10 protein-coding genes and 3 rRNA genes are annotated in these 17,038 nt (G+C 61.5%); 1 reads left to right on the top strand and 12 read right to left on the bottom strand.

Annotated features, from left to right (window positions below):
• From AUR_RS17805 to AUR_RS20620, 8 genes are all read right to left on the bottom strand, one after another.
• Nucleotides 1-663, bottom strand: a complete 663-nt coding sequence (locus AUR_RS17805; protein WP_021473417.1) for an NUDIX domain-containing protein — start codon at nucleotides 661-663, stop codon at nucleotides 1-3.
• 26 nt (nucleotides 664-689) lie between these two features.
• Nucleotides 690-2,435, bottom strand: coding sequence for a CTP synthase (locus AUR_RS17800; RefSeq protein ID WP_062096054.1), 1,746 nt, complete (start codon nucleotides 2,433-2,435; stop codon nucleotides 690-692).
• 124 nt (nucleotides 2,436-2,559) lie between these two features.
• A complete protein-coding gene (gene recN, locus AUR_RS17795; RefSeq protein ID WP_128397221.1) occupies nucleotides 2,560-4,299 on the bottom strand; it encodes a DNA repair protein RecN in 1,740 nt (579 codons plus the stop codon).
• A 3-nt stretch (nucleotides 4,300-4,302) separates the two neighbouring features.
• Nucleotides 4,303-5,325: an NAD kinase gene (locus AUR_RS17790; RefSeq protein ID WP_062096050.1), complete on the bottom strand. Its 1,023-nt coding sequence runs from the start codon at nucleotides 5,323-5,325 to the stop codon at nucleotides 4,303-4,305.
• 14 nt (nucleotides 5,326-5,339) lie between these two features.
• On the bottom strand, nucleotides 5,340-6,152 hold the full coding sequence (locus AUR_RS17785) for a TlyA family RNA methyltransferase (RefSeq protein ID WP_062096048.1): 813 nt from the start codon (nucleotides 6,150-6,152) through the stop codon (nucleotides 5,340-5,342).
• A 3-nt stretch (nucleotides 6,153-6,155) separates the two neighbouring features.
• On the bottom strand, nucleotides 6,156-6,407 hold the full coding sequence (locus AUR_RS17780) for a hypothetical protein (protein ID WP_062096045.1): 252 nt from the start codon (nucleotides 6,405-6,407) through the stop codon (nucleotides 6,156-6,158).
• A gap of 9 nt (nucleotides 6,408-6,416) precedes the next feature.
• Nucleotides 6,417-7,403, bottom strand: coding sequence for an HAD-IIA family hydrolase (locus AUR_RS17775; RefSeq protein ID WP_062096043.1), 987 nt, complete (start codon nucleotides 7,401-7,403; stop codon nucleotides 6,417-6,419).
• Nucleotides 7,396-8,301, bottom strand: coding sequence for a tetratricopeptide repeat protein (locus AUR_RS20620; RefSeq protein ID WP_225740044.1), 906 nt, complete (start codon nucleotides 8,299-8,301; stop codon nucleotides 7,396-7,398). The genes AUR_RS17775 and AUR_RS20620 overlap by 8 nt, the downstream gene beginning before the upstream one ends.
• On the opposite strand from AUR_RS20620, the gene AUR_RS20615 reads away from it, so the two are divergent.
• Complete coding sequence (locus AUR_RS20615; RefSeq protein WP_241650946.1) at nucleotides 8,281-8,889, top strand: hypothetical protein; 609 nt, start codon at nucleotides 8,281-8,283, stop codon at nucleotides 8,887-8,889. The two genes, AUR_RS20620 and AUR_RS20615, sit on opposite strands and share 21 nt — an antisense overlap.
• Before the next feature lie 594 nt (nucleotides 8,890-9,483).
• On the opposite strand, the gene rrf is transcribed toward AUR_RS20615, so the two are convergent.
• The 4 genes from rrf to tyrS form a co-directional block, all read right to left on the bottom strand.
• Nucleotides 9,484-9,600 (bottom strand): 5S ribosomal RNA (gene rrf / locus AUR_RS17765).
• A gap of 148 nt (nucleotides 9,601-9,748) precedes the next feature.
• Nucleotides 9,749-12,910: ribosomal RNA gene (locus AUR_RS17760) — 23S ribosomal RNA — on the bottom strand.
• Nucleotides 12,911-13,470: 560 nt separating this feature from the next.
• Nucleotides 13,471-14,999 (bottom strand): 16S ribosomal RNA (locus tag AUR_RS17755).
• The 16S, 23S and 5S rRNA genes sit together here, the layout of an rRNA operon.
• A 702-nt stretch (nucleotides 15,000-15,701) precedes the next feature.
• Nucleotides 15,702-17,012, bottom strand: coding sequence for a tyrosine--tRNA ligase (gene tyrS, locus AUR_RS17750; RefSeq protein WP_062096039.1), 1,311 nt, complete (start codon nucleotides 17,010-17,012; stop codon nucleotides 15,702-15,704).
• Between the last annotated feature and the right edge of the window lie 26 nt (nucleotides 17,013-17,038).

The raw sequence follows: 17,038 nt of genomic DNA, 5'->3' as shown, positions 1-17,038 counted from the left end.
TCAGCGCTGGCTGGGGTGGGCCGGCCACGGGGCATCAGCAGGCCGCAGGCTGCTGAAGCCGTCCGCCTTGGCCGCCGCGGCAGCCAGGATGCCCAGCACTGCGGAGGGGTTATGCAGCCTGCCCTCCAGCACAGCGCGGACGGCATCTTCCAACGGAATCCAATGCAGTTCGATTTCGGCTTCTTCGTCCGTCCGGACGTGGCGGTCGGCCTCCGGCACGTCCGTGAGTCCCCGGGCAAGGTAGATACGGACCGCTTCGCTGGAGGAGCCCGGTGAGTTGAAGAAGTCAACCAGGACGTTCCACGTCGCAGCAACGAGGTCGGCTTCTTCGGCAAGTTCGCGGGCAGCACCGACGACGAAGTCCTCCCCCTCGATGTCCAACAGCCCGGCCGGGATCTCCCAGAGGTCCATGCCTACCGGGTGCCGGTACTGCTTGAGCAGCAGCACTTCACCGTCCACGTTCATGGGCAGGACTGCCACCGCGCCGGGATGGTCGATGTAGTCCCGGACCAGCGCGTCAGTATCCTCCGCAAGCTGGAATTCGTCGCTGACAACGTCCCAAATGCGGCCCTCGTAGACCTTGCTGGAAGACAAAAGACGGCGCGGGCTCGGCACGTCCGAAACCTGCCGTGTCGTGTTGGGGGTTTCAGAAGTACCGGGCATCGCGCCGTCCTTTGCTTATTCGGTTATTACTTGGCAGCTACCGTGCGGGCGCCGGTATCGATCCCGACGGCGGCACCTTCACGGCGCTCGAGCGCAGCCTTGACCAGTCCGGCGAACAGCGGGTGCGGACGGGTGGGACGTGAGCTGAGCTCCGGGTGGGCCTGCGTAGCAACGTAGTACGGGTGGACTTCGCGGGGAAGCTCAACGTACTCAACCAGCTTGCCGTCAGGTGAGGTACCGGAGAACACCAGGCCCTGGGCCGCAATCTGATCACGGTATTTGTTGTTGACCTCGTAGCGGTGCCGGTGGCGTTCGCTGACAGTGGTGGTGCCGTAGGTCTCGGCAACCACGGAGCCTTCGTCGAGCTTGGCCTCGTAGAGTCCCAGGCGCATGGTGCCGCCGAGGTCTCCCTTGCCTTCCACGATGTCCAGCTGCTCTTCCATGGTGGCAATGACCGGGTACTTGGAATCGGGCTCGAACTCACTCGAGGATGCACCTTCAAGGCCCACGACGTTGCGTGCGTATTCGATCACCATGCACTGCAGGCCAAGGCACAAGCCAAGAACGGGGAGCTTGGTTTCGCGGGCGAACTTCAGCGCACCCAGTTTGCCTTCAAGGCCGCGGATGCCGAAGCCTCCGGGCACGCAGATGGCATCAACGCCGGCCAGCGATTTGGTGGCCCCTTCCAGCGTTTCGCACTCATCCGAGGGCACCCAACGGATCTTGACCTTGGCTTCGTTGGCGAAACCGCCGGCACGGAGGGCTTCGGTCACCGAAAGGTAAGCATCAGGAAGGTCGATGTACTTACCCACCAGGGCGATCTCCACATGGTGCTTCGGGTTGTGGACGGCTTCGAGCAGCTTGTCCCACTTGCTCCAGTCGACGTCCTTGAACGGCAGGTCCAGGGCCCGGACGATGTAGGAATCCAGCCCCTGGGAGTGCAGGGTCTTGGGGATGTCATAGATGCTCGGCGCGTCGGCAGCGTTGACCACGGCGTCAATGTCGACGTCGCACATGCGGCCGATCTTCTCACGCATGGCCTCGGGCACCTCGCGGTCCGAACGGATCACGATCGCCTCGGGCTGGATGCCGATGGAGCGCAGTGCTGCCACGGAGTGCTGCGTCGGCTTGGTCTTCAGTTCCTGGGACGGACCGATGTACGGAACCAGCGAAACGTGCAGGAAGAACACGTTGTTCCGGCCGACGTCCTGGCGCACCTGGCGTGCGGACTCAAGGAACGGCTGGGACTCGATATCGCCCACCGTGCCACCGATTTCCGTGATGATGACGTCGGGAGCGTTCTTGCCCTCGGCGGGCAGGCGCATGCGGCGCTTGATTTCATCCGTGATGTGCGGGATGACCTGGACGGTGTCCCCGAGGTATTCGCCGCGACGTTCCTTGGCAATGACCGTGGAGTAGACCTGGCCCGTTGTGACGTTGGCCGAGCCTTCGAGGTTTTCGTCGAGGAAGCGTTCGTAGTGTCCGATGTCGAGGTCGGTCTCTGCGCCATCATCGGTGACAAAAACTTCGCCGTGCTGGAAGGGATTCATCGTGCCCGGATCCACGTTCAGATAGGGATCGAGCTTCTGCATAGTTACAGACAAACCGCGTGCCCGCAGCAGGTGGCCGAGGCTGGAAGCCGTCAGACCCTTACCGAGCGAGGACGCCACACCACCGGTGACGAAGATGTGTTTGGTCGTCTTGGACGAGCCCGGGAACCGGGAATTTACACGGGAATTTGATCGCTGCACCACGGAATTCGAGCTTATCATCAATTACGCCTTCCAAGCGTCCGGTTCGGGTTCCCCAAATGGTCCATGGTTGCCCGGTTCCCTGCCAGTAATCAAGGCCCCGGGGAACAAATCGGGCGGATGTGATTGTGCTCCCAGTTTGGCGCTAGGCCCCTTGGGGCAGGAGTTTTGCATCGTCCAGGAGCTCCTGCGCATGTGCCTGGGCGGACTCAGAGTCTTCCTGTCCGGCAAGCATGCGGGCCAGCTCCTTGACCCGCTCTTCCTCTGAAAGCAACTGCACATCGCTCGAGGTGAACCCGCTGGTGGTCTTCCCGTCAGCCCCGCGAACCGACGTTTTGGTGACCCGGATGTGCTGGTCGGCAAAAGCGGCAACCTGCGGCAAATGGGTCACCACCAGCACCTGGACGTGGCGGGCCAGCATGGCCAGCCTGCGGCCGATCTCGACGGCGGCCCGCCCGCCCACGCCAGCGTCCACTTCGTCGAAGACGAACGTCGGGACGGGATCGACGGCGGCAAGCACCACTTCGATAGCCAGCATCACACGTGAGAGTTCACCGCCCGAGGCGCCCTTCCCCAGCGGACGCTCCGGAGCTCCCGAGTGCGGGCGCAGCAGGAACGCAATCTCATCGGCTCCCCACGGGCCAAGGGATCCGGAGTCCTCCACCTTGATCACCAGCGTGGCGTCAGCCATGGCAAGCGCCTTCAACTCCGCACTGACCCGCGCCGAAAGATCCTTGGCTGCCTTGGTACGCGCCTTGGTGATCGCAGCTGCCAATTTCTTGAGCTTTTCCTCGGCGGCCACCACCTCGGCGTCCAATGACTCGATGCGGCTCGAGTCGTCTTGGAGCTCATCAAGCCTGATGCGCGCGGTGGCCGCCCACTCGAGCACTTCGTCAATGCTCGGCGCGTACTTGCGGATCAACTTCGCCAGCGCGGCCCGTCGTTCTTCAATCCCGGAAAGCCGCTCCGGCCCCTCTGTATCCAAGGTGGCCTGATAGCTGGAAAGTTCGGCGGCGATGTCGTTGAGGAGGAACCCTACCTCCGCGAGGCGGGCAGCGGCAGCCCCCAGCGCTTCATCGTGGTCCGCAACGTGTTCCAATGTTCGCTTCGCAGCATCCACCAAGGACGTCGCGTCCCCCGCGTCGCCGAACTCCTCAGCGATGAGCGACTCGTGCGCGGACGCGGCGGCCAGGCGCAGCTCCTCGACGTTGGCCAGTTTCACGGCTTCCGCTTTGAGGGCTTCGTCTTCTCCGGGCTGGGGATCAATCCCGTCAATTTCGCTCAGCGCCGCCTCCAGCGACTCGGCCTCACGGAGCCGCTCCCGCGCTTCGCTGCGCAGGGTCTCCAGTTCGCCTTGAATGGACTTCCAGTGCTGGTAGAGGTCCTGATACTCCCCCAGGGATTTGGCCAGGGCAGCCCCGGCGAAGCGATCCAGCGCATGGCGTTGGGCGGCTGCCCCCTTCAAGCGGATCTGGTCCGTTTGGCCATGGACCACCACCAGGCTCTCGCCCAGCTCCGCCAGGACGCTCACGGGTGCCGTCCGTCCGCCAACGTGGGCACGGCTGCGTCCGTCCGCGCCTACCGTGCGGGCCAGCAGCAACTCCGCGACGCCGTCGAACTCCTCCGCGTCCCCGCCGGCTTCGCGGGCACGTTCCACAGCGGCGTGCCCCGGGTCCAACTTGAGCACCGCTTCAGCGGAGGCTGACTTGGCCCCGCTGCGCACCGCACCGGCGTCCGAACGCGCGCCCAGGAGGAGCCCGACGGCGGTGACCACCATGGTCTTTCCGGCGCCGGTTTCACCGGTGACGACGCTGAGGCCCGGGCCAAGCGGAAGGGCGGCGTCAGTGATGACGCCGAGGTCACGGATTCGGAGTTCTTCAAGCATGCTTCACTTCGCATTCGTGGGATCGGAGGGTTCACCGGGCCCAAGCTCGTGCGGGCTCGGAAGGGGCGCCGGGGAGGGGGTACGGATGACGGGAATCGGCCCCGTATGGACCTCGCCGGTCCGTGGCGCGGGACCACGCCAGCCGTGGATGGGCAACTGGAACTTCCGCACCAACCGGGCGGAGAAGGGCGTCCTGTGCGTCCTGGCCAACCGTACCGGGGTTGCTGAACGCGTCACCTCCACGCGGGCTCCCGGAGGAAGGTCGACTGATCGCCGACCATCGCACCACAGCACGCCCAGCGCATCAGTCCGGTTCATGATTTCAACGGCGAGCTTGGAACTCGGCGAGACCACAAGGGGTTTGGCGAACAAGGCGTGCGCACTAATGGGCACGATCACCAAAGCCTCCACTTCCGGCCAGACCACCGGGCCCCCGGAGGAGAACGCATAAGCTGTGGAGCCGGTCGGAGTCGCCAGGACCACGCCGTCGCAGCCGAAGGACGTCAGCGGCCGCTCATCCACTTCCGTGACGACCTCCAGCATCCGTTCCCGGTTTGCCTTCTCTATCGCTGCCTCGTTCAACGCCCACGTGTGCCAGATCTTCTGACCTTTGATCCAGACCTGGACATCGATGGTCATGCGCTCTTCCACCGTGTACTGGCGGCTGGCGATCCACTCCACCGTCTGGGCAAGATCCGCCCGTTCGCTCTCTGCCAGGAAACCCACGTGGCCGAGGTTGACTCCCAGAAGGGGGACATCCACTTCCCGGACCAGCTCCGCGGCCCTCAGGATGGTGCCGTCGCCGCCAAGGACCATCACCAGTTCCACGTCCTCCAGGCTGACGTGGTCATGGAGGATCTCGATCGGCGTGTCCACGGCGCCGAAGAACCGCTCAACGTCCGCCAGTTCCGACTTCTGCAAGACGGGCACCAGCCCGGACGAATGCAGCTGCGTACACGCATCCCACGCCGCCCGGAGGGACTCCTCCCGTCCGGTGTGGGCAAGGACAAGTACGTGCCTGCTCATTCGGATTCTGCTTCCTAGTCGTTCGGCCAGAGTGTTCTCATCAACGCAGCAACATCCTCGTCCCGCTCTTCGATCTTAGGCACGGGCACGGACATCCTGCGTTTCATCCACAGAAAGTATTCAATGTTTCCGTCCTGCCCCGGCAACGGGCTGGCAGCCAATCCCCTCAGCTCCAGCCCCGCATCGACCGCAGCACCCGCCACCCGGGCAACCGCCCGCCGTCGTTCATGGTCCGAGGAAACGACGCCGGTACGGCTCAACCGCTCCTTGCCCACTTCGAACTGCGGCTTGACCATCAGCACCAAATCGCCACCCGGCTCCGTGCAGGCAGCCAACGGCTCCACGACGAGGGTCAGGGATATGAAGGAAAGATCCGCGACAGTCAACGCTGCAACCCCGCCGATCAGGTCCGGAGTCAAGTACCTGACATTCAGGCCCTCGTGGACGTCCACTCGCGGGTCCTCGCGGAGCGGTTGGACCAACTGCCCGTGCCCGACATCCACGGCAACGACTTCCGCCGCACCCTGCCGAAGCAGCACATCAGTGAACCCGCCCGTGGAGGCACCGGCGTCCAGACACCTGCGCCCAGCAACGGCGACCGCGGGAAAGGCCGCCAACGCGCCAGCGAGTTTATGGCCGGCCCGGCTGACGTACACGTCCTCCGGATGGGCCGCGACCTCCAGCCGTGCCTGCGCATCAACGTGGAGGGACGCCTTGGACAAGACCGCACCGCCTGAGCTCACCTTGCCGTCGCTGATCAGTTTCGCCGCATGCGTCCGGGACCTCGCGAGACCACGCGAGACGAGTTCCTGGTCAAGTCGTGCCATGCGTCAGCTGGTGCCTTCCGGGTTCAGGGATGTTTCCCGGGGAGCGGCCGGAGGCAACCCGGGTTCAGCGTCGAGTGCCTCGAGCAAGGAGTCGTGGACGGCGGCGTAGATGTCCACGTGGTCCGCCACGGGTGCATCCGGTATACCTGCCAGGAAGCCAAGAGCCCGGTCAACCGCGGGGTCATTGGTCTCTTCAGGAACACCCGGCCAGCGAACAACGGCCTCGGCTTCCCCGGGAACAGTGGGATCGCTCATCACGCCAGTTTAGTGAGCCTGCCAGACAAGCCGCGGCGACTGCGCCACCGGAGCGTCAGGAACCGCCGCCCACCACGCCGCGCAGGCAGCACGCCAGGCGTCGAGGCTATCCTTCGGGCCCGCCACGGTGACTTCCCCGTCCACGGCGGTCGCCCACGCAGCACCGCAGTAGTACGTGCCGCCGTCGTTTGTTAGACGGGGGTAGGGATCATACAGGTCCTGCAGGTTGGCCAGCAGGTAGGTGGGCCGCTCATCGGCGCGGGCGGACAGGATGCTGTGGGTGGTGTCGACGCCGGTGAGGACAGCCGCGGTGGCATAGCCGGCGCGGTTGCCGCCCAGGATATCCGTATCCAGCCGGTCGCCCACAACCAAGGGCCGGTCGGCGCCCAACCGCTTTGCGGCGGCGTGGAAAAGTGGCGCCTCGGGCTTGCCTGCCACCAGCGGTTTCTTTCCGGTGGCGGCCGCCACAGCCGCAACCAAAGTGCCGTTCCCGGGGGCGATGCCCCGGGCCTGCGGAATGGACATGTCCGTATTCGTTGCGAACCATTGGGCTCCGGCGGCCACCGCGTACGAGGCTTCCGCCAGGTCCTTCCAGCCCAGCTCCGGGCTGAACCCCTGTACTACCGCCACCGGATTCTCAGCGGCGCTGTGTACCGGTTTCAGGCCCACCAGTTCGATCTCGTGCGCCAAGGCCGCGCTTCCCGTAATGAGCACGCGTGCGCCCTGGGGCAACATGGACGCCAACAATTCGCCCGCCGCCTGGGATGAGCTGACCACTTGATGGTCCTCTGCAGGCGCGCCCAGTTCACGAAGGTGCGCCGCAACCTGAGCGGGAGTCCGGGACGCGTTGTTCGTCACGTAACCAAGACCCACACCCACGGTGGCGAGGCGCTGGAGCGACTCGATGGCACCCGGGATGGCATGCGGTCCGGCATAAACGACGCCGTCAAGGTCGGACAGGACGGCGTCGTACGCCGAGATCAGTGAATCAGCCATTCCGGTTGCCTTCTCCTGCTTCCTCTTGGCCTTCTTCCTGCTCTTCGTCGGCGTCCTCGTCCGCGTCTTCGTCAATGGAGTCGATGTCCGATTCCGGGTCATCGGACTCGAAGTAGTCCGCCTCGGCGTCGTCCACTTCAACGTCGTCGTGGGCGGCGTCCGCTGCCGCCGCTTCAGCAATGACGGTTTCCGGGTCAGCCTGCACGACGTCGGTACCGCCGTCGGTCTTCTGGAAACGCGGCTTACGCGCGGCTGCCTCTTCTTCCTCGTCCCAGCCCAAGTCCACAATCTCGGGCTCAGCGAACTCGCCGACGCCAAGGGCGTTCTCCGCAACGACAGCCTGGCGCTCCCACTTGGTGGCCTCCTCGGCACGACCTGCCGCCGTCAGAGCTTCCGCATAGGCACGGAACAGCCTCGGGCTGTAGGAGAACGCACGATTAATATCCAGCTGCGGAATCTCGAGCTCAGCGACGGCCGCATCCAGCTGGTTGAGGTCCGCGCGGGCACCCGACGCCACAATGGCCAATTCCACCTTGCCGGGAGCATCGAGGTCCTGGGCCTCAGGTGAACGGACCATATCCAGGGCACGGTCCGGGCGGCCCAGTCCACGCTCGCAGTCGGCCATGACCGGCAGGTGCGCGTTGGAGCCGCTGATCCGGCGGTAGGTGCGGAATTCCCGCAAAGCCTCGCCGTAGTGGCCGGCAGCATACGCCGTCAGCCCCACAGCTTCACGAACCGCCGACAAGCGACCCCCGCGGCGGCTGGCTGCCAGGGCGTGCTGGAAGGCAAGCTCGGGCTCAATATCGATCAGGCGGCCGGCCATGACCAAGTGCTTGGCAACCCAGCCGGCACTCTGGTCTTCAAGTGTGTTGATCTGATGGGCAGTTGCCCGGTCCAATTCGCGTCCCGTGACATCGGGATCGATTTCCGGCGAACGCTCGCGGTCAGGGCGGTTGGCACTGCGGATGTCCCGGGCATTCGGGACGCGGGCGGGACGGTCTTCCCTGGGGCCGCGGTCGCTGCCGAACGAACGACGGTCGCCGCTGTCACGGCGGGGACGGTCATCACCATCGCGACGGGGACGGTCAAAGTTCCGCGGTCCACGCTCCGGACGATCACCAAACGGCTTACGATCACGATCGCCACCAAAGGAACGACGATCATCACCATCACGACGGGGACGGTCATCACCATCGCGACGGGGACGGTCAAAGTTCCGCGGTCCACGCTCCGGACGATCACCAAACGGCTTACGATCACGATCCCCACCAAAGGAACGACGATCATCACCATCACGACGGGGACGGTCATCCCCATCACGGCGCGGACGGTCAAAGTTCCGCGGTCCACGCTCCGGACGATCACCAAACGGCTTACGATCACGATCCCCACCAAAGGAACGACGATCATCACCATCACGACGCGGCCCATCGAAGTTGCGGGGTCCGCGCTCGGACCGCTCGCCGTAGGGCCTGCGGTCGCCTGAGTCACGGCGGGGCCGATCTTCATTGTCGCGACGGGGGCGATCAAAATTCCGCTGACCGCGGTCGGGACGCTCGCCATAGGACCTGCGGTCGCCGTCGCCGAAAGGCCGCCGCTCTCCGTCACGGGCAGGACGGTCGCCGGAAGGCTTACGATCACCATAGGGGCGGCCGTTGTTATTGCCGTCCCGGTTATCGCGGGAACGGAAGCCCCGCGGGTCACCGCCGGAGTTGTTGTTGGCGCGGAACGACCCACGGTCACCGCGGTCTCCGCCAAAGTTTCCGCGATTACCGCCGCGATTGCCGCCGTTGTGCTCAGCCATTATGGATTCCTCCTGTTGCGAGCCGACCAGTGGCGCGTGCGTAGTCGCTCATAACCCGTATTTCGTTATCACGCGGCCAGCACCTTTAAAGCCCGGCCCGTATGTCTTATGCAATTCTAGGCGACCGCGTCGCAGCGACCGAACCCGGAGCCCGGCCCGAACCCCACTCGTGGTAAGACTCACAGCCGCGTCAGCGGCTTGTATGGCCAGGCGTCGAATGGGTTTTAAATGCAGTGAGCCCCGACCGTCGTGGTCGGGGCTCACTGTGTAATTTATGTCCGGCGGTGTCCTACTCTCCCACACCCTCCCGGGTGCAGTACCATCGGCGCTGTGGGTCTTAGCTTCCGGGTTCGGAATGGGACCGGGCGTTTCCCCCACGCTATGACCGCCGTAACCTTGTTACCCGTCCCCCCTGTGTGGGGGTGGGAAGTGTGTGTGGTTACAACTGTGGTGCTTGGTTGCTGTTTAGTTGTGTTGTTGTGTTAGTGTTCCCGGGTTGTTGGTTGGGAACCACATAGTGGACGCGTGCAGTGTGTTGTGTGTGGTGTAAGTTGTTGGCCTATTAGTACCGGTCAGCTTCACGAGTCTTTAGTCCTCGCTTCCACATCCGGCCTATCAACCCAGTGGTCTGGCTGGGGGCCTCTCACACATAAATGTGTTTGGAAATCTCATCTTGAAGCGAGCTTCCCGCTTAGATGCTTTCAGCGGTTATCCCATCCGAACGTAGCTAATCAGCGGTGCACTTGGCAGTACAACTGACACACCAGAGGTTCGTCCGTCCCGGTCCTCTCGTACTAAGGACAGCCCTTCTCAAATTTCCTGCGCGCGCAGCGGATAGGGACCGAACTGTCTCACGACGTTCTAAACCCAGCTCGCGTACCGCTTTAATGGGCGAACAGCCCAACCCTTGGGACCTACTCCAGCCCCAGGATGCGACGAGCCGACATCGAGGTGCCAAACCATGCCGTCGATATGGACTCTTGGGCAAGATCAGCCTGTTATCCCCGAGGTACCTTTTATCCGTTGAGCGACGGCCATTCCACAATGTACCGCCGGATCACTAGTCCCGACTTTCGTCCCTGCTTGAGATGTCTCTCTCACAGTCAAGCTCCCTTGTGCACTTACACTCGACACCTGATTGCCAACCAGGCTGAGGGAACCTTTGGGCGCCTCCGTTACTTTTTAGGAGGCAACCGCCCCAGTTAAACTACCCATCAGGCACTGTCCCTGACCCGGATCACGGGCCGAAGTTAGATGTCCAAAGTGACCAGAGTGGTATTTCAACGATGACTCCACCCGAACTGGCGTCCGGGTTTCAACGTCTCCCACCTATCCTACACAAGCCACTCCGAACACCAATACCAAACTATAGTAAAGGTCTCGGGGTCTTTCCGTCCTGCTGCGCGTAACGAGCATCTTTACTCGTACTGCAATTTCGCCGAGTTTATGGTTGAGACAGCGGGGAAGTCGTTACTCCATTCGTGCAGGTCGGAACTTACCCGACAAGGAATTTCGCTACCTTAGGATGGTTATAGTTACCACCGCCGTTTACTGGGGCTTAAATTCCCAGCTTCGCCCGCAAGGGGCTAACCGGTCCTCTTAACCTTCCAGCACCGGGCAGGAGTCAGTCCGTATACATCGTCTTGCGACTTCGCACGGACCTGTGTTTTTAGTAAACAGTCGCTTCCCCCTGGTCTCTGCGGCCCACACCCGCTCCACAAAGCAAGTCTGTATCACGGGGCAGGCCCCCCTTCTCCCGAAGTTACGGGGGCATTTTGCCGAGTTCCTTAACCATAATTCTCTCGATCGCCTTGGTATTCTCTACCTGATCACCTGTGTCGGTTTGGGGTACGGGCGGCTAAAACCTCGCGTCGATGCTTTTCTAGGCAGCATAGGATCACCGGATCCCCCCATGCGGGGGTCCCATCAGATCTCAGGATCGTGCTCGAAACACACAGGAACGGATTTGCCTATCCCTGACCCTACATCCTTGGACCGGGGCTACCATCGCCCGGCCCGGCTACCTTCCTGCGTCACACCTGTTAATACGCTTGCCTCCCGGGATCAGGTCCCAGCACCAGCCCAACCATCACACCACAAGTGGCGCAACAAGAAAGACCGGCGGTGGTTAGTATCCCCCGTTCAACATGGGCGGTTTTTCGCCGGTACGGGAATATCAACCCGTTGTCCATCGACTACGCCTGTCGGCCTCGCCTTAGGTCCCGACTTACCCAGGGCAGATTAGCTTGACCCTGGAACCCTTGATCATTCGGCGGACGGGTTTCTCACCCGTCTTTCGCTACTCATGCCTGCATTCTCACTCGTGTAGGCTCCACCGCTGGTTTACACCGCGACTTCACCGCCCACACGACGCTCCCCTACCCATCCACACCCCTGAACCACGAAGGCTAGGGTAATGCGTGAATGCCACAACTTCGGCGGTGTACTTGAGCCCCGCTACATTGTCGGCGCGGAATCACTTGACCAGTGAGCTATTACGCACTCTTTCAAGGATGGCTGCTTCTAAGCCAACCTCCTGGTTGTCTAAGCAACTCCACATCCTTTCCCACTTAGCACACGCTTAGGGGCCTTAGTTGGTGGTCTGGGCTGTTTCCCTCTCGACTATGAAGCTTATCCCCCACAGTCTCACTGCTGCGCTCTGACTTACCGGCATTCGGAGTTTGGCTGACGTCAGTAACCTTGTAGGGCCCATCGGCCATCCAGTAGCTCTACCTCCGGCAAGAAACACGCAACGCTGCACCTAAATGCATTTCGGGGAGAACCAGCTATCACGGAGTTTGATTGGCCTTTCACCCCTACCCACAGCTCATCCCCTCCATTTTCAACTGAAGTGGGTTCGGTCCTCCACGACGTCTTACCGTCGCTTCAACCTGGCCATGGGTAGATCACTCCGCTTCGGGTCTAGATCACGCCACTGAACACGCCCTGTTCAGACTCGCTTTCGCTACGGCTTCCCCACACGGGTTAACCTCGCGACGTAACACTAACTCGCAGGCTCATTCTTCAAAAGGCACGCCATCACACCCATACAACCCCGAAGGGCTGCAGATGCTCTGACGGATTGTAAGCACACGGTTTCAGGTACTGTTTCACTCCCCTCCCGGGGTACTTTTCACCTTTCCCTCACGGTACTGGTCCGCTATCGGTCATTAGGAAGTATTTAGGCTTATCAGGTGGTCCTGACAGATTCACACGGGATTTCTCGGGCCCCGTGCTACTTGGGATCCTCTCCAAAGGCGGTGCCACACATTACGGTTACGGGACTCACACCCTCTCTGGCCGGCCTTTCAAGACCGTTCACCTATACGCACACCCACACCCCACCGGTCCGGCAGAACCAGCACGGAAAGTCCCACAACCCCGCCCACGCAACGCCCGCCGGCTATCACACATGGAACGGTTTAGCCTCATCCGCGTTCGCTCGCCACTACTAACGGAATCACTCTTGTTTTCTCTTCCTGCGGGTACTGAGATGTTTCACTTCCCCGCGTTCCCCCCACGCACCCTATGAATTCAGGCACGGGTCACACAATCACCTTGCAGCGTTGTGCGGGGTTTCCCCATTCGGACATCCTGGGATCACCGCTCGGTTATCAACTCCCCCAGGCTTATCGCAGATTCCTACGTCCTTCTTCGGCTCCTAATGCCAAGGCATCCACCGTGCGCCCTTAAAAACTTGACCACACAAAACCACAACCCAAACAGGCTGCGGCTGATGCACTCAATCAATTCGAGAGAACCACGACCACAAAAGGGCCAGGTTCATTCATCAAAGAAATTGCTAGAACACACAACCCACACCCCCAAAAAGAGTGCAGGACCATGTGTCCAGATGCTCGCGTCCACTATGTAGTTCTCAAACAACAACCCCGTCAACCACACCCACCCCACACAAACACGAGGGGGTGCCGGCCGCAGGAACAACAAGAAACACCAAGGATTCCCTGCATTGCTGCAAAAAGGCCCTGTTGCCTCAGGACCCAACAGTGCGCCAAACACAACCCGGCAACCAACACCCCGGACCGCTTTCCCAACAACCCCCCCACACACAAAAGTGCGAAAAGAGGGCCGCCGTACTCACGCCAGGACACCACCACCAACAGGCCATGCCAAAAAACTTGATTTGCTGATATTCCACCCATGAGCACCCACCGCAGAACAGACGCCTGCGCAATGGGCAACACTGACAACCCCGGAACCCGCCCATGCAGGCAGACCCGGACGCCGTTAGCAGCTCCTTAGAAAGGAGGTGATCCAGCCGCACCTTCCGGTACGGCTACCTTGTTACGACTTAGTCCCAATCGCCGGTCCCACCTTCGACGGCTCCCCCCACAAGGGTTAGGCCACCGGCTTCGGGTGTTACCAACTTTCGTGACTTGACGGGCGGTGTGTACAAGGCCCGGGAACGTATTCACCGCAGCGTTGCTGATCTGCGATTACTAGCGACTCCGACTTCATGGGGTCGAGTTGCAGACCCCAATCCGAACTGAGACCGGCTTTTTGGGATTAGCTCCACCTCACAGTATCGCAACCCTTTGTACCGGCCATTGTAGCATGCGTGAAGCCCAAGACATAAGGGGCATGATGATTTGACGTCGTCCCCACCTTCCTCCGAGTTGACCCCGGCAGTCTCCTATGAGTCCCCGGCCGAACCGCTGGCAACATAGAACGAGGGTTGCGCTCGTTGCGGGACTTAACCCAACATCTCACGACACGAGCTGACGACAACCATGCACCACCTGTAAACCGGCCGCAAGCGGGGCACCTGTTTCCAGGTCTTTCCGGTCCATGTCAAGCCTTGGTAAGGTTCTTCGCGTTGCATCGAATTAATCCGCATGCTCCGCCGCTTGTGCGGGCCCCCGTCAATTCCTTTGAGTTTTAGCCTTGCGGCCGTACTCCCCAGGCGGGGCACTTAATGCGTTAGCTACGGCGCGGAAAACGTGGAATGTCCCCCACACCTAGTGCCCAACGTTTACGGCATGGACTACCAGGGTATCTAATCCTGTTCGCTCCCCATGCTTTCGCTCCTCAGCGTCAGTTACAGCCCAGAGACCTGCCTTCGCCATCGGTGTTCCTCCTGATATCTGCGCATTTCACCGCTACACCAGGAATTCCAGTCTCCCCTACTGCACTCTAGTCTGCCCGTACCCACTGCAGAACCGGAGTTGAGCCCCGGTCTTTCACAGCAGACGCGACAAACCGCCTACGAGCTCTTTACGCCCAATAATTCCGGATAACGCTTGCGCCCTACGTATTACCGCGGCTGCTGGCACGTAGTTAGCCGGCGCTTCTTCTGCAAGTACCGTCACCCCCAAAGAGGGCTTCTTCCCTACTGAAAGAGGTTTACAACCCGAAGGCCGTCATCCCTCACGCGGCGTCGCTGCATCAGGCTTGCGCCCATTGTGCAATATTCCCCACTGCTGCCTCCCGTAGGAGTCTGGGCCGTGTCTCAGTCCCAGTGTGGCCGGTCACCCTCTCAGGCCGGCTACCCGTCGTCGCCTTGGTAGGCCATTACCCCACCAACAAGCTGATAGGCCGCGAGTCCATCCAAAACCACAAAAAGCTTTCCACCCCCCACCATGCGATGAGGAGTCATATCCGGTATTAGACCCAGTTTCCCAGGCTTATCCCAGAGTCAAGGGCAGGTTACTCACGTGTTACTCACCCGTTCGCCACTAATCCCCGGCGCAAGCACCGGATCATCGTTCGACTTGCATGTGTTAAGCACGCCGCCAGCGTTCATCCTGAGCCAGGATCAAACTCTCCGTTCAAAAACAAAAAACGAAACACAACCACCCCCACCGGAAATCACGGCAAGAAGCAGCTGCAAATCTGAAACCAGCTGAAAACCAAACCACCACACACGGGGGTGCGCAATGGCCCGGCAAAATTCAACCAATCAAAAAAACAATCGGTATCAACAAACTTGGCACACTATTGAGTTCTCAAACAACAGGTCACTAATCCAAAGCAGTACCACCACCAACCACAACGGCCAGCAGATCACTCCGGAGCAACTTTTCAAACTTACCCGAACCAACTCGGTCTTGGCAAATCAGCGTTTCCGCGATTCAGACCGGGGTTTCGGCCCCGCCCGGCAAAGGTCGCGCATAAAAGCGAACCATTTTCAGGCTGTTATCAAGGGGTTTGTCCTCCGCGGTTTCCAGCCTCAGGCTGTCTCACTCGCGGCGACTCAGAAGACATTACACGCCTCTACCCCGACTTACAAATCGGCCTGGAACCCGCCCAAATGCCCTGAAACACAGGGGAGACGGCGCGAAGACAATCCCAGTCAGCGAAACTGCGCTTCCGTGAGCCCCATCACCTACCCCTTCCGGGCCTTGGACTCCCGGTGATAGAGCAACTCTGGAAGACCGACGGGAGGTGATAGAGCAACCGGGGTGGGCCGTGGGTATGCCGAAGGCCGGCAACCACGGGGGTTGCCAGCCTTAGGGATGATGCGGGACGGGTGCTTAGGCCGAGACTTCCACGGTGGCAAGGTTCTTCTTGCCACGCCGAAGCAACAGGTACCGGCCGTGAAGGAGCTGCTCCTGTGCCACCACGGCGTCGGGGTCCGAGACCTTGGCGTTGTTCACGTACGCACCCCCCTCCCCTACGGTCCGGCGGGCTGCTGACTTACTGTCGGACAAACCGGAAGCAACCAGGAGGTCGATGATTCCCAAGCCATCGGCACCGACGGTTGCCGACGGAAGTTCCGCCGTTGCGGCAGCAAGAGTCGGCTCGTCGAGCACGGAGAGATCGCCATTGCCGAACAGCGCAGCCGAGGCAGCAATCACCTTCTCGGTCGCTTCCACGCCATGGACCAGGGAGGTCACCTCGTACGCAAGCTTCTTCTGGCCTTCGCGGGCGAAGGGCCGTTCTGACACGGACTGCTGCAGCTCTTCGATCTCCGCACGGGTCAGGAACGTGAACACCTTGAGGCGATCAACGACGTCGGCATCGGCGGTGTTCAGCCAGAACTGGTAGAAGGTGTACGGGCTGCACATCTCCGCATCCAGCCACACGGCGTTGCCCTCGGACTTGCCGAACTTGGTGCCGTCGGAGTTGGTAATGAGCGGCGTGCCCAGGGCGTGGACGCTCTTGCCCTCCACCTTGCGGATCAGCTCGGTGCCGCTGGTCAGGTTCCCCCACTGGTCCGAGCCGCCGGTTTGAAGCGCACAACCGTACTCGCGGAAGAGCTCAAGGTAGTCCATGCCCTGGAGGATCTGGTAGCTGAACTCCGTGTAGCTGATGCCCTCATCGGAGTTCAGGCGGGACGCAACGGCATCCTTGCGCAACATGGTGCCCACGCGGTAGTGCTTGCCGATTTCCCGCAGGAAATCGATGGCACTCAGCGGCGCAGTCCAGTCCAGGTTGTTGACCATGCGGGCAGCGTTGTCACCGTCGAAACTCAGGAAGCGGCGTACCTGCCCCTGAAGCCTGCCGACCCATTCCGCAACGGTGTCCTTGGTGTTCAAGGTGCGTTCCGCCGTCGGACGCGGGTCCCCGATCAGGCCGGTCGAACCGCCGACCAGGCCCAGCGGCTTGTGGCCTGCCAGCTGCAGGCGACGCATCAAAAGCAACTGCACGAGGTTGCCCAGATGAAGCGACGGTGCGGTGGGGTCGAAGCCACAGTAATACGTGATCGGGTCCCCGGCGAGCAGCTTTTCCAGTTCCGTTTCATCGGTGGAAACGTGCACCAGGCCGCGCCATTTGAGCTCCTGCCAGATGTTGGCAAAGGCGGGATCGTTGTGTTGGGACTCGATGTTGTTTACGTGTGACACGAGATCTAAGTTAGCAGGATTGACCA

Source organism: Paenarthrobacter ureafaciens (genome assembly GCF_004028095.1).
GTDB classification, from domain to species: domain Bacteria; phylum Actinomycetota; class Actinomycetes; order Actinomycetales; family Micrococcaceae; genus Arthrobacter; species Arthrobacter ureafaciens.
Note: the sequence above shows the minus strand (reverse complement) of the source record. Positions and strands in the feature narration are given on the sequence as shown.

What these genes read in the sequence shown, in the direction of transcription:
- AUR_RS17805 (WP_021473417.1), bottom strand. Translation starts at nt 663, where the DNA reads ATGCCCGGTACTTCTGAAACCCCCAACACGACACGGCAGGTTTCGGAC.
- AUR_RS17800 (WP_062096054.1), bottom strand. Translation starts at nt 2,435, where the DNA reads ATGATAAGCTCGAATTCCGTGGTGCAGCGATCAAATTCCCGTGTAAAT.
- recN (WP_128397221.1), bottom strand. Translation starts at nt 4,299, where the DNA reads ATGCTTGAAGAACTCCGAATCCGTGACCTCGGCGTCATCACTGACGCC.
- AUR_RS17790 (WP_062096050.1), bottom strand. Translation starts at nt 5,325, where the DNA reads ATGAGCAGGCACGTACTTGTCCTTGCCCACACCGGACGGGAGGAGTCC.
- AUR_RS17785 (WP_062096048.1), bottom strand. Translation starts at nt 6,152, where the DNA reads ATGGCACGACTTGACCAGGAACTCGTCTCGCGTGGTCTCGCGAGGTCC.
- AUR_RS17780 (WP_062096045.1), bottom strand. Translation starts at nt 6,407, where the DNA reads ATGAGCGATCCCACTGTTCCCGGGGAAGCCGAGGCCGTTGTTCGCTGG.
- AUR_RS17775 (WP_062096043.1), bottom strand. Translation starts at nt 7,403, where the DNA reads ATGGCTGATTCACTGATCTCGGCGTACGACGCCGTCCTGTCCGACCTT.
- AUR_RS20615 (WP_241650946.1), top strand. Translation starts at nt 8,281, where the DNA reads ATGGGCAGTTGCCCGGTCCAATTCGCGTCCCGTGACATCGGGATCGAT.